At 72.0% G+C, this 21,796-nt stretch carries 14 protein-coding genes; 10 read left to right on the forward strand and 4 right to left on the reverse strand.

Going from position 1 to position 21,796, the window contains the following annotated elements:
- Window positions 1-518 precede the first annotated feature (518 nt).
- Both I6A81_RS25075 and I6A81_RS25080 read right to left on the reverse strand, forming a co-directional pair.
- Window positions 519-782: a hypothetical protein gene (locus I6A81_RS25075; protein ID WP_203007726.1), complete on the reverse strand. Its 264-nt coding sequence runs from the start codon at window positions 780-782 to the stop codon at window positions 519-521.
- A gap of 85 nt (window positions 783-867) precedes the next feature.
- Window positions 868-2,826, reverse strand: coding sequence for an Hsp70 family protein (locus I6A81_RS25080; RefSeq protein ID WP_203007727.1), 1,959 nt, complete (start codon window positions 2,824-2,826; stop codon window positions 868-870).
- A 760-nt stretch (window positions 2,827-3,586) separates the two neighbouring features.
- Here I6A81_RS25080 and I6A81_RS25085 point away from each other — a divergent pair.
- From I6A81_RS25085 to I6A81_RS25110, 6 genes are all read left to right on the forward strand, one after another.
- The gene (locus I6A81_RS25085) at window positions 3,587-4,564 is read left to right on the forward strand and encodes a universal stress protein (protein WP_203007728.1); all 978 of its coding nucleotides are present in this window, start codon (window positions 3,587-3,589) and stop codon (window positions 4,562-4,564) included.
- 520 nt (window positions 4,565-5,084) lie between these two features.
- Window positions 5,085-5,672 carry a DoxX family membrane protein gene (locus I6A81_RS25090; protein WP_203007729.1) on the forward strand — a complete coding sequence of 196 codons (588 nt, stop codon included), beginning with the start codon at window positions 5,085-5,087 and terminating at the stop codon, window positions 5,670-5,672.
- Window positions 5,673-6,193: 521 nt separating this feature from the next.
- On the forward strand, window positions 6,194-7,012 hold the full coding sequence (locus I6A81_RS25095) for an ABC transporter ATP-binding protein (protein WP_238429909.1): 819 nt from the start codon (window positions 6,194-6,196) through the stop codon (window positions 7,010-7,012).
- Between the two features lie 23 nt (window positions 7,013-7,035).
- On the forward strand, window positions 7,036-9,996 hold the full coding sequence (locus tag I6A81_RS25100; protein ID WP_203005395.1) for an ABC transporter permease: 2,961 nt from the start codon (window positions 7,036-7,038) through the stop codon (window positions 9,994-9,996).
- A gap of 313 nt (window positions 9,997-10,309) precedes the next feature.
- Window positions 10,310-10,891 (forward strand): flavodoxin family protein, encoded by a 582-nt coding sequence (locus tag I6A81_RS25105; RefSeq protein WP_203005396.1) that lies wholly within the window; start codon window positions 10,310-10,312, stop codon window positions 10,889-10,891.
- A 507-nt stretch (window positions 10,892-11,398) separates the two neighbouring features.
- Window positions 11,399-14,080: a bifunctional acetate--CoA ligase family protein/GNAT family N-acetyltransferase gene (locus I6A81_RS25110; RefSeq protein WP_203005397.1), complete on the forward strand. Its 2,682-nt coding sequence runs from the start codon at window positions 11,399-11,401 to the stop codon at window positions 14,078-14,080.
- A 103-nt stretch (window positions 14,081-14,183) separates the two neighbouring features.
- On the opposite strand, the gene I6A81_RS25115 is transcribed toward I6A81_RS25110, so the two are convergent.
- Window positions 14,184-15,221 (reverse strand): Acg family FMN-binding oxidoreductase, encoded by a 1,038-nt coding sequence (locus tag I6A81_RS25115; protein ID WP_203005398.1) that lies wholly within the window; start codon window positions 15,219-15,221, stop codon window positions 14,184-14,186.
- Window positions 15,222-15,769: 548 nt separating this feature from the next.
- Here I6A81_RS25115 and sulP point away from each other — a divergent pair.
- The 4 genes from sulP (at window position 15,770) to I6A81_RS25135 (ending at window position 20,855) form a co-directional block, all read left to right on the forward strand.
- Window positions 15,770-17,497 carry a sulfate permease gene (sulP, locus tag I6A81_RS25120; RefSeq protein ID WP_238429911.1) on the forward strand — a complete coding sequence of 576 codons (1,728 nt, stop codon included), beginning with the start codon at window positions 15,770-15,772 and terminating at the stop codon, window positions 17,495-17,497.
- 180 nt (window positions 17,498-17,677) lie between these two features.
- On the forward strand, window positions 17,678-18,085 hold the full coding sequence (locus I6A81_RS25125; RefSeq protein ID WP_238429917.1) for a DUF1918 domain-containing protein: 408 nt from the start codon (window positions 17,678-17,680) through the stop codon (window positions 18,083-18,085).
- A gap of 286 nt (window positions 18,086-18,371) precedes the next feature.
- Window positions 18,372-20,033, forward strand: coding sequence for a sensor histidine kinase (locus tag I6A81_RS25130; RefSeq protein ID WP_203005406.1), 1,662 nt, complete (start codon window positions 18,372-18,374; stop codon window positions 20,031-20,033).
- Window positions 20,034-20,201: 168 nt separating this feature from the next.
- On the forward strand, window positions 20,202-20,855 hold the full coding sequence (locus I6A81_RS25135; RefSeq protein ID WP_203005401.1) for a response regulator: 654 nt from the start codon (window positions 20,202-20,204) through the stop codon (window positions 20,853-20,855).
- Between the two features lie 132 nt (window positions 20,856-20,987).
- Here the strand turns inward: I6A81_RS25135 and I6A81_RS25140 are convergent, their stop codons facing one another.
- Complete coding sequence (locus I6A81_RS25140) at window positions 20,988-21,416, reverse strand: SsgA family sporulation/cell division regulator (RefSeq protein ID WP_203005402.1); 429 nt, start codon at window positions 21,414-21,416, stop codon at window positions 20,988-20,990.
- Window positions 21,417-21,796 lie beyond the last annotated feature (380 nt).

Raw genomic sequence — 21,796 nt, forward strand, 5'->3', positions numbered from 1 at the left:
CAGAGGAACCCGCCTCCTGGCGCGATGCCGCACGCCCAGTCCCAGCTCCACCGTGGCCAGGGAATTCACTCCTCAGCGTGGCCGTTCTCGGGCGCCTGGGATTCACACCGATAGCTGATCTTGGCACGTACACGAGGTTCTGCCTTCAACTCGGCCCAAGGCTCGCTTCTGGACAGGCAGAATGACTGGCCAAGTCGTCACCGGCACTGTGCCCCTGAGCTGGCCAACAACATCCTCACCAGGCCCTGAAGGGGACGAGTCGGTCGCGTTTTCCGGCGTGTTGACCGTACCGTCCCTGGCGACACGACCACAGGGCCGGCCGGTTGTCGGTGTCGAATGTCTGCCCACCAGGTCGGCGGCGCGTCAGGGAGGTAGGGGTAGTGGCGTACAACTGCCTTTATGGGTGGCAGTGGGGGAGAGGTTCGGCCCAGCCGGTCTGCCCGGCACGGGCCCCGCCGGCATCCAAACGTGTAGGTCATCGCCCGAATCGGGGATCTGGAGGCCCACGCGCTTTTCGCTCATCCCTGATCTCTGGAATTCAGGTTCCAGGATTTCTCAAGAGTCGCCTCCACCTCTCCAGCGGCCATCCGTAGCTCTCTCCACTCAGCTACGGCTTCTAGGGCGCCGTCAGACCGGAAGGAATCCGGTCTCGCGTTCACGCAGTCTACCTTTTCGTTGACTTTCAGAAGCAAGCGAGAGTCGTCACCCTCGATCGACCCGTCGGCTAGTCTCGCGCGAGCTGCATGCGGCACGTCATCGAATTGGAGCAGGAGCTCATCCACTCCTACATTCAATTGCCGCAAGTGCTCGACCGGACCCGGACCCAACGGAAATCGATCATCAAGCGATCGCAACGTGATGCACGGCCTAGAAGACGACTGGAAGGTTGGTGGCCGAGGCCGCCGGGCCGAGGCTGATCGGCTCCTGGAACGTGGTCGCGAGATCGACGCGCTCGGTGTGCTCGCGACCGTTGCCCAGGTCGCGGGCGTGAATGGTGAGCTGGCGCCGGCGGTCGACGGCCAGGACGATCTCGACCCGGGCTGTCCGCGCCCCGGTCGCCGCGAGGCCGGTCAGCTCGAAGCGACCGACCCCGCGGAACGTGCCTCCGGGGACGAAGAAGCCGCCGTCCTCCACGACGTGGACGGTGAGGGCGTCCTGCGAGTCCAGCTCGTTGGTGACGAGCACCGTCTCGCGGACCGGCACCGACTTGTGGGCGGTGATGACCTCGCGGAACCGGCCCCCGGCGATCTCAATGCCCAGCGGGTAGGCGACCGTCGTCGTGACGATGGGCAGGTTGTCGAACGCGGGGCCGCCGTCGACCGCGATGGGGCGGCGGGCCTGGGCGGCGGCGCGGGCGGTCGCCCGGTCGATGACGCGGGACTCGGAACGCCCGGTCCCCAGGTCGGTCGCGGTCACCCGCAGCGTGCCACCCGGATCGACGTCGAAGGCCACGTCGATCCGGTGGGCGAAGGCCGGCGCCGGGGCCAGGCCGGTGATGTCCAGCTTGGCGAGGGCGATCGCGTCGTCCCGGCCGGCCCGGTCCTCCTCGGATTCGACGACCAGCACGCTGACCGAGGTCTGGTTGTCGACGGCCGTGGTGAGCAGCTGGCTGCGCCGCGTCGGAATCGTCGTGTTCCGCTGGATCACGGGCAGGTACAGGCCGCCGACCTGTTCGACACCCACCGACGCCGGGATGACGTCGCGCAGCCGCAGGTTCTTGACCTGTCCTGTCAGGCCGGCCGCCTGGAGCGCCGCCCCCGTCACGACGCCTTCGGAGATGGTGCGGAACGGCGGCTTTCCCGAGAGCTTCTGGACGAGGCCGCCCACGGCCGGCATGCGGGCGGCGCCGCCCACGAGGATCACGTGGTCGATCTCGCTGGCCCGCAGCGCGCCGTCGCGCAGCACCCGTTCGAACGGCCCCCGGCAGCGCTCGAGGGTGGTCTGGGTGATGGTCTCCAGTTCGTCCCGGGTCAGCATCACGTCCACATGGGCGAAACCGTCGCCGACGCGGGCGAGGCAGGGCAGGTAGACGTGCGCCGCGGTGGCCGCCGAGAGGTCGATCCGCGCGGTCTCGGCGGCCTCCCGCAGCCGCGCGAGCGCCGTCGGGTCCCGGCTGATGTCCAGCCCGTGCTCGTCCCGGAGCAGGGCGACGAAGTAGTCGACGACGTCCTGGTCCCAGTTGTCGCCGCCGAGGTGGTTGTCCCCGGCGGTCGCCTTCACCTCGCAGACGCCCGCGCCAATCTCGACGAGCGAGACGTCGAACGTTCCGCCGCCGAGGTCGAAGACGAGGCTGCGCTCCTCCTGCGCGCGGTGCAGGCCGTGCGCGATGGCCGTGGCGGTGGGCTCGCTGACGATCCTCGCGACCTCGATGTCGGCCATCCGCGCCGCTTCCTCCAGCGCGCGCCGCTGCACATGGCTGAAATAGGCGGGAACGGTCAGGACGGCCGTGCCGATGTCGCTGCCGACGTGCTCCCGGACGTCGGCGTGCAGGCGCTTCAGCACCAGTGCGGCGACCTCCTCGGCGGAGTAGCGCCGGCCGTCGTGCTCGTGCGACCAGTCCGTGCCGAGCCGCAGCTTGACGGACCGGATCGTGTGCTCGGGGTTGGTGACCGCCTGGCGCAGGGCGGCGGCGCCCACGAGGGGTGGGCCATCCGCGGTGAAGGCGACGACACTTGGCGTGGTGAGTGTTCCCTCGGCGTTCGGCACCAGCCGGACCCGGCCGCGCTCGAAGATGCCGACGGCCGCGTTGGTCGTGCCGAAGTCGATGCCGACCGCCGGCTCCGCCGCAGCCTTCCGGGTTGGCTCGGCCTGCCCGTCCGATGACATTCACCATCACCCCGTCGCCGATTTCCGGTGCAGACGGCGCCAACGTAGTCGACCGGCAACTTTGGGGCATGCGATTGGCTCAACCGGTCGCCGCGATTGCGAGCCCGTGGTGCTCGCGGCGCAGGTTCCGCGTCCTGCCTGTGCGGGTCCGGCAGGCCGTCGCCGGGGGTGCCGGGTCGGCGCGGGGGCGGTTCACTCTCGGCCCTCGAACCCTCATGCCGACCGTCACGCCCAGCGAACCTTCCATCGCGAGGAGTCGGGCGGGCCCGGGAGAACCCCCGGTGGGCTATGCGTGCATCGTCGGGGAGTGCCGCAAGCTGCAGGTCCAGGTGTCAGCCACCTCGGCCCGCACCATCCTGCGCCTGTACCGTGCCGGAATTCGATTCCGGGTCGCTGACCTGCGACTTCGGCGCCACGAACCTTTGCCTTGCGTGTCCATTCTTGGCGGACGCCTGGGATGGGCAGGCTGAGTCGTCACGCGGGAGCGGGACCAATGGGGTAGGAGACCTGGCCGAAGGGCGGGCGGCACGCCGAGGCGTGCCATACCACCGTGCCATCCGGCCCCCGCGGGCCTGTCCATGCGCCGTCGTCGGCCAGCCGGTCGGCGCGATCTCGCCGATCCGCTCCGGTGGAACAGTCAGCAAGGTCGATCATCGGCCAGCTCGACATCCGCGCTGATCATTCCGGATCGGCGTCGATCAGCGGGTGGGTCGACCTGGCCGGCACGGCGACGTGCCGCACTGGACGTGGAGCGTGAGGCATGACGAGCTCGGTGCGCATTCTTGTCGGAGTCGACGGCTCTCCAGGCTCGGAGGCCGCGCTGGAGTGGGCGATTCGAGAGGCGGCGCTGTGGTCCGCCGCGACGGGCGGCGCCGACCGGGGTGCCGCCCCGACGGTGACCGCGCTGTTGGCCTGGACCGCTGACGGGCTGCCGACGGGCGTGCTGCGGGCCGCGACCCAGGGTGATCGGGACGGGCTGACCAGGGCCGCCACCGAGATGCTGGAGCGCGCGATCGGGCGGGTCGGTGAGCCGCCCGCCCCGGTCACGCTGCGGCGCGGCGTCGTCCAGGCTGACCCGGTCACGGCTCTCACGGTCGCGGCCGCGGATGCCGACTTGGTCGTCGTCGGGGAGCGTGGCCATGGGCCGATCCACCGGATGACCGCCGGTTCGGTCAGCCAGGGGGTCGTCCACCATGCGCCGGTGCCCGTCGTCGTCGTCCGCCCGTCCAAGGACGGCGAGACGCCCCGGACGGACGACCGCCGGCCGGTCGTCGTCGGAGTCGACGGGTCGGACCTGTCGTTGGCGGCGCTGCGCTGGGCGGCGCATGCCGCGGCCGTTCGCGCGGTGCCGCTGCGGGTGGTCCATGCCTGGGGTGGCCTTGACCCGATGTACTCGGAGGTGCTCGTCGGGGCGCAGGGATCGCTGGTCAGGCAGGCTGAGAACGTCCTCGCGCAGGCCGTCAAGCTGGGCCTGGATGACGCGTCTCGCCTCACCGTCGAGTCGGTGGTCTCGCCGGACTCGGCGATGCGCGCCCTGCTGCGGGAGGCCCGCGAGGCTCAGCTCCTTGTCGTCGGCAGCCGGGGGCATGGTGGTTTCACGCGGCTGCTGCTCGGCTCGGTGAGCCACCAGTGCGTGCTGCACGCGGACAGCGACGTCGCCGTCGTCCGCTCCGACCGGCTCCGCGCCCCGGCGGACGAACCGGCGGCGGCGACCGGCGCCGCCGTCCCGTCCGCCTAGCGGCCCAGGTCGGCGGGCGGTCGCCTTTCGGAAACCATGCCAGTCGAGGGCGATCGGCCACGGCTGAGGTGAGGTCGCCGAGATGGCGTGCCGCGGCCGGTCGGTCAACCGGTCAGTCCCACCTGTGAGGCGCCTCCCGCGCGAGCCGCGGCGGGAGGCGCCTCACCGCGTGTCCGGCTGGTTGGCTCATCGGGCCGCGCGTCTCCCAGCGTCTGGTGACCCGGTTCTCTGGCGACACCGGGCGGGCTTCCCGCCGTCGGGCGTGCCGTATGAGGGTGGGCCGGGGTCGGTGTCCCCAACTGGAGTTCGGCGTGACGTTCGGCCTGCTCGGCCAGGGCTCGCCCTGCCGACAGCTTGCCCGATCTCCTCCGACGGTCCCGCGGCGCATGGGCCGATCGGTACCTCCGACGGCAGGTGCCGACAGGCCGAAGCGACTGTCCAGGTGACCCGCGCAGCCCCTGATCCGCGTGCCGCGGCCGTACGACTCTAGGAGCCAGGCAACCAGGGAGGTCGAAAGCACATGACAACCACCAAGGCAACCACCGCCAAGGCTGGGACGCGGCCCGGCGTCGTCGTTCAGTCGCCGTTTTCGACGCTGTTCCGGCAGCGCGAAGGAGCCCGCGGTCTCGCGCTGGACATCGTGCTCGCGCTGACCAGGATCAGCCTCGGATGGGTGTTCCTGTGGGCGTTCCTCGACAAGCTGTTCGGCCTCGGCCACGGGACCGCGTCGAAGGCTGCCTGGATCAACGGCGGCAGCCCCACCGAGGGCTTCCTGTCGCACGGCGCCGTCGGGCCGTTCACGTCCTTCTACCACGACATCGCCGGCGCGGTCTGGGCCGACTACCTGTTCATGATCGGTCTCGCGGCCATTGGTACCGCGCTGCTTCTGGGGGTCGGGGTGCGCGTCGCCGCCGGTGCCGGCGCGATTTTGCTCGTCATGATGTGGACCGTCGTCCTGCCGCCCGAGAACAACCCGTTCATGGACGACCATCTGGTCTACGCGCTTACCCTGATCCTGCTGGCCGCGCTGAACGCCGGCCGGTCGTTCGGCCTGGGCGGCGTCTGGGCGCGCACCGCGCTGGTCCGCGGCCGCCCCTACCTGGTCTGAACGCTCGGCCGACCACTGGGACAGGCTGTGCGCTGACCGGAACCAGGTATCGCGACCCCTCCCGCGGACCTGACAACAAGGAGCCGGGGCGCGTCACTGGACGCGCCCCGGCTCCTTTTGCATGCCCGTCTGGAAAGCCGCCTGTCGGACGGCTTGGTGCTCAGGTCCGGGCGGTTCACCGGCTACCGAACGGCCAGGCCGGAAGTAGAGCCGTCGGGGTCGACTCAGGGCGTCTTTTCCACCTTCTTGCCCTCATCGCTCGTCGACGTCGGAGGATTCCGGCGAGAGTTGTCGGGTTCCAGCGAGGATCCGGTCGCCACATTGGGGCCTTCGCTTTCTGGCAAGGAGGTCGTGTCGGTAAGTGGGTGATGGCGGATGGATGTGCGTTCCGCGGATGCGTGACTGACCGCGAAGGCGAGAGGTGATAGCGCGGATACGCCCTTATGATGGGGCTGAAGGTCCTGAAGCGCGCACACCGTAGGCACATGGGGACGGTTCCGGGTCGATGGTTCGCTGAAACCATGGTCGAGAAGGGCGGAACGGCCGCCACACCCCTGCTGCGGGCCGAAGGCGTGCGCAAGATCTACCGGACCGGAGCCGTCGAGGTGGAGGCGCTGCGCGGCCTCGATCTCGAGGTCGACGCCGGTGAGCTCGTCGCGGTCATGGGCCCGTCGGGGTCCGGGAAGACGACGCTGCTCAACTGCCTGTCCGGGCTGGACGACATCGACGGGGGCCGGGTGACGCTCGGTGGCGTCGACCTGTTCGCGATGCCGGACGCGAGGCGCACCGAGCATCGCGCCCGCACGATGGGCTTCGTCTTCCAGGCCTTCAACCTGATCCCGGTGTTCACCGCGGTCGAGAACGTGGAGCTCCCGCTGCTGCTCGTCGGCGTCGCGCCGGCGCAGGCGCGACGGCGGGCCGCGGACATGCTGGAGCGGGTGGGGCTGGAAGCCCGCGGCGCGCACCGGCCCAACGAGCTGTCCGGCGGCGAGCAGCAGCGGGTGACGATCGCGCGGGCGCTGGTCGCCCGTCCGGCGATCGTCTGGGCCGACGAGCCGACCGGGAACCTGGACAGCGAGATGGCGGCGCAGGTCATGGACCTGCTGCGGACCCTCAACCGGGACGAGGGCCAGACGATCATCCTGGTCACCCACGACCCGGGGATCGGCGCCGCGGCCGGCCGGCTGATCCGCATGCGCGACGGCGCGCTGCTCAGCGACGAGCGCCGCACGCCCGCCGGCGCGCCAGCGCCCTCGACGCCGTCCACCTTCCCCGCGGCGGCTGTGCCGCCGGCACCTTCGGCGCCCGAGGCGCCGGACGCGCTGACGTCGGCCGGCTGAGCGCGGCGGGGGATGAGGCGATCATGTATCCGGAACTGACCCGCCCGCTGCTGGTGCTGCTGGCCGTGGCCGTGGCCGCGCTGATCACGGTAGGGGCCGTGCGCCCGTTCCTGCGCAGGCTGGCGCTGCGCCAGGTGTCGCGCCGGCCGCTGGAGGCGGTGCTGGTCATCGCTGGTTCGCTGCTCGGCACGGCGATCATCGTCGGTAGCTTCGCGGTCGGGGACACGATCGACGACTCGGTGCGGACCACGGCGTTCCGCACGCTGGGCCCGGTCGACGAGGAGGTCTACTCCGACGACCTGGCGCGCGGCGAGGAAGCCGCGCGGCGCCTGGCCGCGCTGCGGGCCGATCCCGACGTCGACGGGCTGCTCACCGTGGCCGTGGACAAGGCGGCGGTCAGCAGGGGCGAGGGCGTGGCGCGCATCGCCGAGCCGCAGGCACTGGTCTTCGAGGCCGACTTCGCGGCCGCCGCCACCTTTGGCGGGCGAGGGCCCGAGGGCCCGGACGGCAGCCACCTGTCCGGCGCGACCCCCCCGCCGGGCGCCGCCGTCGTCAATGCCGACCTGGCTGACTCCCTCGGCCTGAGTCCGGGCGACACCGTCACCGCTTACCTGTACGGCCGGCCGACGACGCTGCGCGTCGAGCGGGTGGTGCCAGCACAGGGCCTGGCCGCCCTGGGCTTCTCCAACGTCAACCGCAACCTGTTCGTCGCCCCGGGCACGCTCGCGGCCGCGGCGGCCAGGGCCGATGCCGACGCGACGCCTTCGACGATCACACTCGTGTCCAACCGGGGCGGCGTCGAGTCGGGCAGCGCGCTCACCGACGCCGTCGAAGAGAAGATCCGTGCCGCGCTGGGTGAGCTGACGACGTCCGGCGCCCAGGTGACGACACCGAAGAAGGACGCGCTTGCCAGCGCCGAGGACGTGGCCGCCCAACTCGGCTCGCTGTTCCTGTTCATCGGCAGCTTCAGCATCATCGCCGGCGTCCTGCTGCTGGTGAACGTGTTCGTCATGCTCACCGACGAGCGGCGCGGCCAGCTGGGGATGCTGCGCGCGATGGGCATGCGCCGGCGTCGACTGGTCAGCGCCTTCCTCCTGGAGGGCAGCGTCTACGGGATCGTGGCCGCGGCGCTGGGCGTGGCCGCCGGCATCGGGGTCGGCTGGGCGGTCGTGCTCGTCGCGGCGCAGATCTTCGCGGCCTTCCAGGACACCGGCAACGCACTGGAGCTGTCCTTCGCCATCACCCCGACAAGCCTGTTCAACGGCTTCGCCGCCGGTTTCCTGATCGCGTTCGCCACGATCGCCGCGACCAGCGCGCGGGTCAGCCGCCTCAACATCATCGCCGCGATCCGTGACCTGCCCGACGGGGCGGGCCGCAAGCCACGCCGTTCCCTGCTGATCGGCTCAACGCTGCTCGCGGCGCTGTGCACCGCCGCCGCGGTTCCGGCGGTCGCCAGCAGCGAGGGCGTGACGACCTACCTGTTCCCCGCGCTCGCCGTGCTGTTCGCCGTGCCACTGGCGCGGCGGCTCGCCGGCACCCGGGTCGTGGCGACCGCCGCGTCGGCGCTGGTGCTGGCCTGGGGGCTGCTCGCGAACGTCGCGCGCCCAGAGGTGTACGACAACGGCTCGACCGCGACCTACGTCGTCCTCGGTGTCATGGTCACCGGGGCGGCGGTGGTGCTGCTGTCGGTGAACCAGGACGTCGTCCTGCGCCCGCTGCGCCTGCTCACCGCCCGGGCGGGCGAGGCGGGCCTGGCCGCCCGGCTCGCGGTGACCTACCCGACGTCGCGGAAGTTCCGTACCGGCGCGACGCTGCTCATGTACTCGCTGATCATCTTCACGCTTGTGATCATTACCGAGATGGGTGCCATCATCGGAGCGGGAACCGACCGGGCCGTCGTCGAGGCGTCCGCCGGCTACGCCATCCGGGCCGACGTCGCCGCGTCGACGCCGATCAGCGACCCACAGCGGACGCTGCGCTCGGGCGACCTGGCCGCCCAGATCACGGAAGTGACCCCGCTGACGATCGGTCGCGGCACCTCGGACGACCCGACCGGGCGGTCGGACACTCCGCTGCCCGTCGTGCTGATCGGACTGCCCGCGACCGCCGCGACCCGCCACCCGCTCGCCCTCGACACGTGGCTGCCGTCCCTGGGCGCGGACGAGACCGCCGCGTGGCGGGGGATCGTCGCGGACAGCCGCTACGTCGTCCTCGACCCGTTCTTCAACACCACCGCCGGCCCGGGCACCGATCAGGTCAAGCCGGGCGCCACCATCACCCTGACCAACCCGGCGACCGGCCGAGCCGAGAAGAAGATCATCGCGGCGAAGGTCAAGAACGCGTTGCCGTATTACTCGTTCCCGGCGCAGCCACCTGCCTACCCCGTGTTCGCGGGCGCGGACACCGTACGGTCGATCTACGGCGACGGCGCGCGGGACACCAGCCTGCTCATCCGCGCGGCCCCGGGCGTGAGCGACGAGCAGCTCGCCGCGACGATGCAGGGCCGGTTCCTGGCCAACGGCCTGATCGCCAACCGGATCGAGCGCGACGTCCGGCGCAACTTCGCCGCCAACGTGAGCTTCTTCCGGCTCATGCAGGGCTACCTCGCGCTCGGCCTGCTCGTCGGCATCATCGGCCTGGGCGTCGTCATGGTGCGCGCCGTACGGGAACGACGGCGCACGATCGGCATCCTGCGGGCACTCGGGGTGCGCTCCCGGACGGTGACGGCGGCCTTCCTCGGCGAGAGCGCGTTCGTCGCGGTCGAGGGGATCGTGCTGGGCACCGGGCTGTCCCTCCTCACCTCCTGGCTGATGTACGCCAACAGCCCGGCCTTCGGCGGCATCGACGTCGCGTTCCCGATCGCCTGGGCGACCATCGGCCCGACCGTCGGCGCGACCCTCGTCGCGTCCCTGCTCGCCAGCGCGGGCCCGGCCCGCCGGGCGGCCGCGATCCTCCCCGCCGTCGCCGTCCGCGTCGCCGACTGACGAGCCGGGCCTGCCCGCCCGGCGAGCCGTCTGACGACAGCGCGCGGGTGCGAGGAATTCGAGGAACAGGAGGTCGTCACGGGCACGGGCGTCGGATGCCGTACCGGCCCGCGGGACTGTCACACGGTCGGTTCGTCCCGGCGCAAGGAGTCCAACAGCGGGGCCAGCGGGGGCGAGCGAGACCTGTCCGACTCGTCCCACCGGAGAAGGATGAGAGATGGGCCCTTCGGGCCCGGTGGCCGGGAGCGGCGCCGGGCCGACGAACAGGCCCCCGGCACGCCGCTGAAGGCGCGGCGAGAACGGAGCGAGCACCATGCGCGCACTGGTTGTCTTCGAGTCGATGTTCGGCAACACCAGGGAGGTCGCCGAGGCGGTCGCGGCCGGCCTCGCGGAGCGGATGGACACCGAGCTGGTCGAGGTCGGCGCCGCGCCGGCGGCCCTGGCCGGCGACGTCGGCCTGCTGGTCGTCGGTGGCCCGACCCACGCCTTCAGCATGAGCCGGCCGAGCAGCCGCCAGGACGCGGCTCGCCAGCTGGCCGACACCGCCAAGGGTGATCCCGCCGCGAACGGCGTCATCTCGACGGGTGTCGGAATCCGGGAGTGGCTGACCAGCCTGGACCTGGGACGGCCGGCGCCGGCCGTGGCGGTCTTCGACACCAAACTGCGCTCGCCGCTGTCCGGCTCCGCCGCGGCGAAGGCGGCGCGCCTGCTGCGTCGGCGCGGCGCGCGGGCCGTCGACCGCCGCAGCTTCTACGTCGCGGGGGGACGGGGTCCGCTACGCGACGGCGAGCGTGACCAGGCCCGTCAGTGGGGGGCCAACCTCGCCGCGAGGCAGGCGACGGGCGCGGCGGCACCGGGGAAAACCACCGGTGCGCGCGGCGGCGCGGGACGGTGAGATCGCCTTGAGCCCGACGGATCGTGGGTCGTCGGGCTCAAGGCACTGTTCGTGCGCTACTTGGGCCTGGCCGGTGGCAAGGGAGCCAGCCGCGGTGAGCTGACGCGGGCCGGCTCCCCGTGCCCTCCGGCCTCGATCGCGCGGTCAGAGCCGCGGGCCGTGGGGTGCCGCGGCGCCGCGGGCCTGCCCACCAGCCGTCGCGGCCGTCGGGAGTTGGTTGGCCAGGCAGGCCTCGTTGATGTCGGCGGTTGGGGATCCCGAGCAGTTGGCCGGACGAGCGCGTGTGCCCGGGGAGGTCACCTGCCAGACGCCCGGGCAGGGACCTGTCGGAGGTCCCTCCTGGCCTGGGTCGCCAGCACCCTGCCCGCCGGCACGCGCATGAAGGACGCTCGACATCACGAAGACCGGACGATCACAGAACGGTCCACGGCGCCGCCGGTCGAGGGGACAGCCGGCCGAAGCCGCATGACTACCCGCGGTACGGCGGCCCATGAGGGGAGATCGAGAATGTGGTCCGCATGCGACGTGGTCCTGCGCGACGGCGCGATCGCGCACCTGCGTCCGGTCCGGGCCGGTGAGGGCGCCCAGTTGCGGGCGCTGCACGCCCGGATGTCGGATCGCAGCAACTACTTTCGGTTCTTCACCTCCGGCCGCTCGGCCGCCGACCGGTATGTCGACCATCTCGTCGACACCGCCGACCCGACGCACGGCGCCCTGGTCGCCGAGGTCGGCGGCCGGCTCGTCGGCGTCGCCGGCTACGAGCGGCTGGCGGACCCGGCCCAGGCGGAGATCGCCTTCGCCGTGGAGGAAGCGCAGCACGGCCGGGGAGTCGGCTCCCTGCTGCTGGAGCATCTCGCCGCCTACGCCCGTGACCGCGGGGTGACGACCTTCGTCGCTCAGGTCCACGCGCAGAACACGGCGATGCTCGGGGTCTTCGCGGACGCGGGGTTCCCGGTGCGCCGGCGCCGTGACGCCGAGGTCGTCGACGTGACGTTCCCGGTGACCCCGACCGAGAGCCTGCTCGCCGCCCAGGACAGCCGGGAGAGCGAAGCCGACGTGCGCAGCCTGCGGGCGTTGCTGCGGCCCCGTTCGGTGGCCGTGGTCGGCGCGTCGCGGCGGCCCCGCACCGTCGGTCACGAGGTCGTGCGCAACATCGTGGCCGGCGGCTTCCCCGGTCCGGTCCATGTGGTGAACCCGCACGCGAGCGAGGTGGCCGGCGTCGCGGCCTCACCGACCGTCGGGGACCTGCCTGGTCCGGTCGATCTCGCCGTGGTGGCGGTCCCCGCGGCGGCGGCTGGCGAGGTCGTCGACGACTGCGCGCGCGCCGGCGTACGCGCCATCGTGGTGCTCACGGCGGGATTCGCCGAGGCCGGCGCCAGGGGACGGGCCCGTGAGGCGGAGCTGGTGGCGCGGGCCCGGTCGGCCGGGATGCGGATCGTCGGGCCGAACTGCATGGGGATCGTCAACACGGCGGCAGGGGTGGCCCTGAACGCGACGTTCGCGGTAGCGCCGCCCCGCGCGGGCCGGATCGGCGTGGTCTCACAGTCAGGTGGCCTGGGTATCGCCCTGCTCGAGCAGGCGAGCGCGCTTGGCCTGGGGCTGTCGACGTTCGTCTCGACCGGCAACAAGGCGGACGTCTCCGGCAACGACCTGTTGCTGTGGGCCGAGCAGGACCCGGGCACCGACGTCGTCGCCCTGTACCTGGAGTCCTTCGGGAACCCGCGCAAGTTCTCCCGGATCGCCCGGCGGGTGTCTCGCGCCAAGCCGGTCGTGGCGGTGAAGGGCGGCGGCTCGGGAGCCGGCTCGCGGGCGGCGCGGTCACACACCGCCGCCGCGGTGACCTCGCGGACACATGTGGACGCGCTGTTCCGGCAGGCCGGCGTGATCGCGGTCGACGGGCTGGGGGAGCTCCTGGACACCGTGTCGCTGCTCGCGCACCAGCCTCTGCCCGCCGGCGGCCGGCTCGCGATCGTCGGCAACGCCGGCGGGCCCTGCGTGCTCGCCGCGGACGCCGCCGACGCGGCCGGGCTGACCGTCGCCGAGCTCACCCCCGTCACCCAGGACGACCTGCGCGCCATCCTGCCGCCCGGAGCCGCCGTCGCCGGTCCGGTCGACACCATCGCCTCCGTGTCCGGCCCGGCGTTCGAGAAGGCCCTGCGCGCCGTGCTCGCGGACCCGGGCGTCGACGGTCTGCTGGCCGTCGTGGCGCCGACCCCGCTGACCGGGCCGGACGACCTGCCCGCCGCCATCCGGGCGGCCGCCGGGCACACCGGCAAGCCCGTGCTGGCCGTCCTGCTGGGTCAGGTTCCGCGCGTGACGACGCTCGAACCGACCGACCGGGCCGTCTGCGCGTACAGCGTGCCGGAGGACGCGGTCCGCGCCTTCGCCCGTGCCGCCGGTCACGCCACCTGGCTGGCCCGACGCGTCGGGACCGTGCCGAACCTGACCGGGCTGGACCGCGACCGGGCGCGGGCCATCGTCGACGACGCCCTCACGAAGGCCCCGGACGGCTGCTGGCTACCGGCCGAACGCGCGGTCGATCTCGTCGCCGCCTACGGCATCCCGATCGTGCCGGTGACCCGGGTGGCCGCGGCCGACGCCGCGGCCGCCGCGGCCGCTCGGCTCGGCGGGCCGGTGGTCCTCAAGGCCGGCAACCCGGATCTGGTGCACAAGAGTGACCGGGGCGGTGTCGCGCTCGGCCTCGCCACGCCGGCGGCCGCCGCCGCGGCCTACGCCACGATGGCCGAGCTGCTCGGCGACGAGATGGGCGGCGGGCTCGTGTCGCCGACCGCGGAGGCCGGGATCGAGACCCTGGTCGGCGTCGTGCAGGACCCCGCGTTCGGACCGCTTGTCGCCTTCGGCCTCGGCGGTGTCCTCACGGACCTGCTCGCCGACCGGGCCTACCGGCTCCTCCCGCTGACGGACGTCGACGCCGCCGAGCTGGTCCGGGAGCCCCGTGGGGCACGCCAGGTCCTCGGCGGCTTCCGCGGGGCCGCGGCCGGCGACCAGGCGGCCGTGGAGGAGGTCCTGCTGCGCGTCGCCCGCCTCGCCGACGCCATTCCCGAGATCCGCGAGATGGACATCAACCCCCTCATCGTCACCCCGAGCGGAGCGGTCGCCGTCGACGTCAAGATCCGCGTCGCGCCGGCACCCGACGCCACCGACCCCACCCTGCGGCGACTTCGCTAACTCGGCGATCGCCGACGCCGCACCTGGATCGAGTGCCTCCTCACCAGGTCCCACCCGCACCGGGGTCCCATCGGGAGGGGCTGTCTCTATCCGCGCTGTCCCCTCAGGCGCCGGCGAGGTGTTCGAGCACGTCCGAGACAGGCCGGCGTCGGGTCGGTTCCAGAGGAGGGACGGACGTGTCGGGGTGGCCAACCCGAATGATCATCTGGGTGAGGCCGGTGCCGCCGGTCAGCGAGTGGACCAGTGAGCGGGTGGCCTCGATGTCGAGGGCCTGGCCAAGCGGAGAGGTCGCCAGGCCCTGTGTCGTAGCGGTCAGCAGTACGCGGCTGAGTGCCCGGCCGGCGCGTAGCCGGTACGCGGGGCCGTCGGCGTCGGTGCCGAGGACGAGCACGCTGGGATGCTCGACCGGGGCGGCACGCATCCGCTCCCCGGCCTCGTCGGCGCTGGCCGGCTCGCCGCCGGTGCCGCCGGTGAAGTCGCGGGCCGGGAACTCGGTAGGCCTCAGCTCGGCGCTGGACAGCGCGGCCGGGCGGGGGATGCCGTCGGGGGCCTCGGGGTCGCCGCGGACCCAGGAGGCGAGTTCGGCCTGGTAGTCGGGGTCGTTGCGTTCGATCCAGTCGGCTCTGGCCAGCAGTACCGCGAGCTCGAGGCGGGCGTCCTGGCTGGTCAGGGACGCGATCCAGCAGCCTTCTGTCTCGGCGGCCCGGCGCAGCGCGCGCACCTCGTCGGTGGACAGCGTCGCCGGGGTGAACGGGCGGCGGTCGGTGTGCCGGTGGGTGATGGCCTCGGCGAGGCGGGTCTCGTCGGCGGTGGGTGGCCGGTGGCCGATGATCGTGAGGGTTCCCAGCCGCGCGGTGGTGAGGTCGGGGCCGTCGGGGAACTCGCCGACCTCGACGTCCAGGCCGGCGGCGCGCAGCGACAGCCAGCCGTTGAACAGGGCCGCGCCGCAGCTGACCAGCAGCTGACGGTGGTCGGGGTCGATGACCGGTACGGCCCGGGACAGGTCGGCGAACAGTTCCAGAGTCTCGTCGCGGAACCGCCACCTCCAGGGCTGGGAGTTATGGATCGACGGTGCCAGACCCGCGGCCTCGACCGCCGCGTACACCTGCTCGACCGAGAATGTCGCGCCGCGTGTGACCATGGTCGTCCCCTCGTCCCGTCGCCGCCAACCGAACCACACCGTCAACCCGGACCGAGACCAGCCCTCGCCAGCGGCATCATCACATGACCGCCCGGGGATCACCCGGACGCGTCGACCGCCGGCACCGACCCTGCCACCCAGCGACCGGTCCGACGGGATGGCCCACCTCGACCGTCCGACATTCGTGATCCTCGCCGCGCGGTCCCGGCGAGCCAAGGCCGTCCGGGCGTGCCAACCACCGGGTACCGGCACTGTCGACTGTGCGCCGTCGGGTGGGCCGGGTCGCGGTACGGACGTCCCGAGTCCACGGGACCTGTGGTACCCGCGCGGCCGCGCGTCGGCGCTCGCCGTCAGTGGGCGGACGCCGCCGTCACCGCCGCGGCTGGCCGCTGTCGCCGGCGGCGGGCGCGGTCCGTGAGGTGATCGGTTCCCGCCGGCGCCGGGGTGGACGAGCCGGACGTGCCGGTGCCGCCTGGGGCGAGAATGGTCGTTTGCCGCGCCCGGACAGGCCGACGCGGCGGATGGCGGCGGGGTCACCGCCACGGTGGATGAGGGGCGTGGTGGCGCGGGTGGGAAGGGCGCCGCGGGCGCTCGGGTGGGTGCCGGTGCTCGGATGGGTGCGCGGGTATCGGCGCGACTGGCTGCGCGGCGACGTGCTCGCCGGGGTGACGGTGGCGGCCTACCTGGTTCCGCAGGTGATGGCGTACGCGGGGATCGCGGGCCTGACTCCGGTGGCGGGCCTGTGGGCGGCGCTGGCGGCACTGGCGATCTATGCGGTGTTCGGGTCGTCACGTCAGTTGTCCGTCGGCCCGGAGTCGACGACGGCGCTGATGACGGCCGCCGCCGTCGGGCCGCTGGCCGCCGGGGACCCGGGGCGGTACGCGGCGCTCGCCGCCGCGCTCGCGGTCGTGGTCGGGCTGATGGCGCTCGCGGCCCGGGTGGTGCGGCTGGGGTTCGTCGCCGACCTGCTCTCCCAGCCGATCCTGGTCGGCTACCTGGCTGGCGTCGCCGTTGTCATGATTGTCAGTCAGCTCGGTAAGACGACCGGCGTTCCCGTGTCCGGCCAGCATCTGTACGGGGAACTCGCGTCGTTCGCGCGCCACATCGGGGCAGCCGAGGTGGGTACCGTCGCGCTCTCCGTGACCGCGTTGGCGTTCCTGTTCCTGCTCAAGTGGCGCCGGCCCGGCGTGCCAGGGCCGTTGGTCGCCGTCGTGCTGGCTACCGCGGCCGTCGCGGTGTTCGACCTGGACGCGCACGGCATCGCGGTCGTCGGTGGCGTCCCCGGCGGGCTGCCCCGGCCGACGCCGCCGGCGATGGAGGACCTGGCCAGTCTGGTGATCCCGGCGCTCGGGGTGCTGTTCGTCGGCTACACCGACAACGTGCTGACCGCCCGGGCGTTCGCCAGCCGTGCCGGCCACGGCGAGATCGACGCCAACGGGGAACTGTTCGCGCTAGGCGCGGCCAACCTCGGCACCGGGCTCCTGTCGGGCTTCCCGGTGAGCAGCAGCGGCAGTCGCACCGCTCTCGGCGCCGCCGCCGGCAGCCGCAGCCAGCTGCACTCGCTGGTCGCCGTCGGAGTCGTGCTGGGGGTGCTGCTGTTTCTGCGCCCGGCGCTGGCCGCCTTCCCGACGGCCGTGCTCGGCGCGATCGTGATCTATGCCGCGGTCCAGCTGGTGGACGTGGCGGGCTTCCGGCGGCTGGCCCGGTTCCGGCGCAGTGAGCTGCTGCTCGCGCTGGCCGCGCTCGCGGGCGTGCTCGCGTTCGACATCCTCTACGGCATCCTGATCGCCGTCGCCCTGTCGCTCGCCGACCTGCTGGCGCGGGTTGCCCGCCCGCATGACGCGATCCTCGCCCAGGTGCCCGGCGTCGAGGGCATGCACGACATCGACGACTACCCGGACGCCGAGCTCATCGCGGGCCTCGTCATCTACCGCTACGACTCGCCGATCTTCTTCGCCAACGCGCGGAACTTCCACCGCCGCGCGCTCGCCGCCGTCGACGCGATGGCGCGACGAGGCCCGGTCGAGTGGTTCGTCCTCAACATGGAGGCGAACACCGAGGTCGACATCACCGGCCTGGACGCACTGGAGGACCTGCGTACCGAACTCGCCGGCCGGGGCATCGTCGTCGCGCTCGCCCGGGTCAAGCAGGAGCTGCGCGACGACCTGGTCGCGCACGGCGTGGCCGGCCGGATCGGCGCGGACCTGATCTTCCCAACCCTGCCCGCCGCCGTCGCCGCCTATGCGGGGGCCGCCGGCCGGCCGCGGCGGCCCTGAGCGGGAGATCGCCGTCCCGGCCAACGGATCACGTCCGGAAGGGCCGGACCTCCGGCGCGCCCGTGCCGACTGGGCCATCGGCCGGCGGTCCGGTCGGCACGGCCACGGCCTACCGGAGGCCCTGTCGCCGCTCGATCGATGGGGGGAGGCTCTACCCGTAGGCGAAAGGCGGTGAGCCTGATGATCCGGGAAAAGACCTGGACGGTGGACGTCTTCCTGACCGAGGGCGACGGCCTGACGCGGGCGGAGGCGGTGCCGCGCTCCGGCACCGACCGAGACCTGGCGCTACGCGCCGTTGCCCGGCGGGTACCGCACGACGGCCGGATCGATGCCGTGATGACGACCGGCGTCGTCACGCTGCCGGTGACAGCCGGGCGGGACGAACAGGGGCGCGGGCAGGCCAGGGTCGGCGACCAGGTCGTCACTGGTCGACACGCGGCCGGCGAACCGGACCGGGACGGGGAGATCCTTGAGGTGCACTCGCCCGCCGGCGACCCTCCGTTCCGGGTGCGCTGGGCGGACACCGGCAAGGTGACGTTCTTCTACCCGGGCCCGGACGCCCGGATCCGCCACCTCGTCCACCACTGATCGCTCGACCGCCGTCGCGCCGGCCGCCGGTGGTACCTCGCGTCCGCGCCGGCCGCCGCCGCGCGTCGAGCAGTGACTTCCCTCGGTGCCTGATGGCACACGGGGCGCCTCGCGGCACCAGCCGCGTCGGATAAGGCGGAAGCATGCCTGGGTATACAAGATATGTGCGGTCCGCCGGACCCGGGTTGGCTACGCTCCGGGCGTGGACGCGTTCACCCAGGCGGACGTCCGGCCCGACCCGTCCGAAGCGCGGCGACCAGTGCCGCCTTCCGACAGTGACGACTTGATGTTTCCGACTGTCGCTCGCCTCGAACTCGACGAGCTGCTGACTCAGCTGGTCGACCGCGCCCAGGACGTCCTGGCGACCCAGGGCCGGCTGCGCGGCCTGTTGCGCGCCAACCGGATGGTCACAGCCGACCTGCGCCTACCGACGTTGCTACGACTGGTGGTCGAGGCGGCCTGCGACCTCCTCGACGCGCGATATGGGGCACTGGGGGTGGTGGCGCCGGATCGGACCCTCGAGGAGTTCGTCCACGTCGGCATGGACCCGGCGGACGTGGAACGCATCGGCCACCTACCGACAGGCCACGGCGTGCTGGGCGTCCTGATCGACGACCCGTGTCCCCTCCGTGTGGACGACATATCTCAGGATCCGAGCGCCGTTGGCTTCCCGCCCGGTCATCCGCCGATGCACACGTTCCTCGGCGTGCCCATCACCGTGCGGGGCGAGGTCTTCGGCAATCTGTACCTGACCGAGAAACGCGACGGGCGAGCGTTCACCGCCGAGGACGAGGAACTCGCGCTGGCCTTGGCGGCCACCGCCGGAGTCGCGATCGACAACGCTCGGTTGTTCGACGACGCCCAGCAGCGGCATCGGTGGATGAGCGCATCGGCCGAGGTGACCCACGAACTCATGGCGGACCCGGTCGATCCGATCACCCTGGTTGTCGAGCGGGCGCGAGCCACCGCGCACGCCGACTATGCGGCTATGCTCGCCCGCAGCGCTGATCCCGCGGTGGCGTCCGTGGAGGTCGCGGTCGGAGCGGACACCACCGGAAACTCGGTCCCTCTCGACGCCAGCCTGGCCGGGCGTGTGTTCACCGAACAGCGCCCCATCCTCACCGGCGACGCCGGCTCGGACGCCTGCGACCTGGAGCGAGGACCTGACGTCGGGTCCATCGTCGCTCTGCCGCTAGCCGCCAGCGCTGACGGAGAGCACCGCGTTCTGCTCCTGGGACGCGACCGTGGACGTCGGGCGTTCACGGCCGGCGACCTCGACATGGCGTCGAGCTTCGCTGGACACGTGGCGGTCGCGCTCGAACTCGCCCGTGCCAAGGCCGAGCGGGAACGGCTGGTCGTGCTCGCGGATCGCGGCCGGATCGCCCGTGACCTCCATGACCACGTGATCCAGCGGATGTTCGCCGTCGCGTTGGGTATCCAAGACGTGGCGCAGTACGAGAGGACCGCGAACGCCGACCGCCTGAACGGCTACGTCGAGGACATCGACGCGACCATCAAGGACATCAGAAGGTCGATCTTCGAACTGCGGGGAAGCGCTCAGCCCGGACACGGGAACCTGCGTGCCGCGATCGAGAAGATCGCCGCCGATGCCGAAGCCGGGCTCGGTTTCGCTCCGATCGTGACCTGCTCCGGCCCTCTCAACATGGTGGTCGGTGACACGCTGGCCGCCCACCTGCTCGCGGTGGTGCGGGAGGCGGTGTCCAACGCGGCCCGCCACTCGCGCGCCACGGCGATGCGGATCAGCGTCCGCCTGGAGGACGACGAGGTCGTCGTCGACGCCGAGGACAATGGCGTGGGAATCGGGGACGCGGCCCGCAGCAGCGGACTGGCCAACCTGCGAGAACGAGCCGAGTCACTCGGCGGGAAGTTCACGCTGGCGGTCCCCGCCGGGGGCGGCACCCAGCTGCGCTGGACGGCTCCGATCTAGGTCGGCCGTCCCACGCGGGGTTACGGCGGGACCTTTCACGGTCACGGAAACCCACCGACGTGCTGGCCGCGGCGATCGTCCAGCACACGCTCCATGTGCCGAAGGTCCCGAAGTCGCCACTCCAACCGGCGGATATCGGCGCAGCTGGCCCCGCGTATCGTTCCCGGCGTGGAGAAGATCAGGGTGTTCATCCTCGACGATCACGAAATCGTCCGGAATGGTCTGCGGCGAACCCTCGAACGTCACGACGACATCGAGGTGGTGGGCGAGGCCGGGCTGGCGGCGGAAGCGCTGCGACGTATACCTGCCCTGACGCCCACCGTGGCGATCCTCGACGGACGGCTGCCCGACGGCAGCGGCATCGACGTCTGCCGCGAGATCCGGTCGCAGTATCCAGGCGTCGCATGCCTGATCCTGACCTCGTTCGACGATGATGAGGCGCTCTTCTCCGCCATCATGGCCGGTGCCGCCGGCTACGTGCTCAAGGAGATCCGCGGCACCGACCTGGTGGGGGCGATCCGGACGGTGGCGTCCGGCAAGTCGCTGCTGTCGCCGTCGGTCACCCAACGGGTGCTCGACCGGCTGCGCGAAGGACCGAAGGAGGACCCGGTCCTCGCGGAACTCACCCCACGCGAACGCGAAATCCTGAAACTCGTCGCCGAAGGCCTCACCAACCGCCAGATCGGAACGCGTGTCCACCTGTCCGAGAAGACAGTCAAGAACTACGTGTCGAGTATTCTGGAAAAGCTCAAACTGACCAGCCGCACCCAGGCCGCGGTCGTCGCGTCCAAGCACTTTGGGCAGGAGCCTTCGGCCCGCTGATAAACGCCGGTACCAGGCGGTGAGGACCTGAGAGCCGGACCGCGAGGTGCGCGAGGCCGATTCGCCAAGCACCGGCCACTGCTTTTCTCCGGCGGCACGTTTGCGTGGCATTCCTGTCTGTCGCGGGGCGTGTCAGATGTCCGTCGAACCTCCCGTTCGGTCATCTCCACGCCCCAGCATCGGTCCGAACTCGGCGACCCAGTCGATCAGCTGGGCCTCCATCTCGCGCGGAACGGCGATGTAGGTCTGGCGCAGGAAAGTAGCGACCCGCCGCGATGGGAGTTCCAGGTTCGCTTCGCCGTCCGTGCTCGTCAGCGTTAGCGCCATCGCCCGTTGGTCACCGCGGGCCGGCTGGACCCGCACGTCGCCCACGCCGGCCGGTCGGGGGCCTCCTACCGCGAGCACGTCACGCGCGAACGTCCATCGAACCATCTTGCCGCCTGCCTCCCGGATGACGAGTGTTATTGCCATGGGGTCAGCGGGGTCAAAGCTCAGGTGGCCGGTCAGCGGCAACCGCTCGCCGTTGTCCGTGACCAGGCTGAGGAGCAGGTCGCAGCTCATTCGCGTTGTCGCGGATGACCGGTCGCGGGGCATCTCGACCCTCCTCGTCCGTATCGCGGGCCGTTCCGTGTTCGCCTTACGACTCTGCCTGCGTGACCCCGGCGTGATCCTGTGACGGGCGGTCCTCATTAGTAGGAGCAACGGACCTCTTGCGACACCGCCGCGCGGCTCGAAGGTCACCGGCGCCAGGAGACTGATGCCTCGCCGAGACGGGACCAACGCACCACGAAGGTCACCCTGGCGCGGATGTTTCCCGTCGATCCGCGCAAGTGGTGCGCGACGACACCCGAACACTCTCCGTCCGGAGCGACCGGCCGGTGACGGTCGCCCCCGGCACATGGCTGGGCCGAACTCCGGCCGCACGGTGGCGACGCGATCGT

The organism is Frankia nepalensis (genome assembly GCF_016786325.1).
GTDB classification, from domain to species: domain Bacteria; phylum Actinomycetota; class Actinomycetes; order Frankiales; family Frankiaceae; genus Pseudofrankia; species Pseudofrankia nepalensis.

Coding starts and splice junctions, on each gene's coding strand:
- I6A81_RS25115 (WP_203005398.1), bottom strand. CDS start 15,221: ATGGTCACACGCGGCGCGACATTCTCGGTCGAGCAGGTGTACGCGGCG.
- sulP (WP_238429911.1), top strand. CDS start 15,770: ATGAGGGGCGTGGTGGCGCGGGTGGGAAGGGCGCCGCGGGCGCTCGGG.
- I6A81_RS25130 (WP_203005406.1), top strand. CDS start 18,372: ATGTTTCCGACTGTCGCTCGCCTCGAACTCGACGAGCTGCTGACTCAG.
- I6A81_RS25125 (WP_238429917.1), top strand. CDS start 17,678: ATGATCCGGGAAAAGACCTGGACGGTGGACGTCTTCCTGACCGAGGGC.
- I6A81_RS25105 (WP_203005396.1), top strand. CDS start 10,310: ATGCGCGCACTGGTTGTCTTCGAGTCGATGTTCGGCAACACCAGGGAG.
- I6A81_RS25110 (WP_203005397.1), top strand. CDS start 11,399: ATGTGGTCCGCATGCGACGTGGTCCTGCGCGACGGCGCGATCGCGCAC.
- I6A81_RS25095 (WP_238429909.1), top strand. CDS start 6,194: ATGGTCGAGAAGGGCGGAACGGCCGCCACACCCCTGCTGCGGGCCGAA.
- I6A81_RS25100 (WP_203005395.1), top strand. CDS start 7,036: ATGTATCCGGAACTGACCCGCCCGCTGCTGGTGCTGCTGGCCGTGGCC.
- I6A81_RS25140 (WP_203005402.1), bottom strand. CDS start 21,416: ATGAGCTGCGACCTGCTCCTCAGCCTGGTCACGGACAACGGCGAGCGG.
- I6A81_RS25090 (WP_203007729.1), top strand. CDS start 5,085: ATGACAACCACCAAGGCAACCACCGCCAAGGCTGGGACGCGGCCCGGC.
- I6A81_RS25080 (WP_203007727.1), bottom strand. CDS start 2,826: ATGTCATCGGACGGGCAGGCCGAGCCAACCCGGAAGGCTGCGGCGGAG.
- I6A81_RS25085 (WP_203007728.1), top strand. CDS start 3,587: ATGACGAGCTCGGTGCGCATTCTTGTCGGAGTCGACGGCTCTCCAGGC.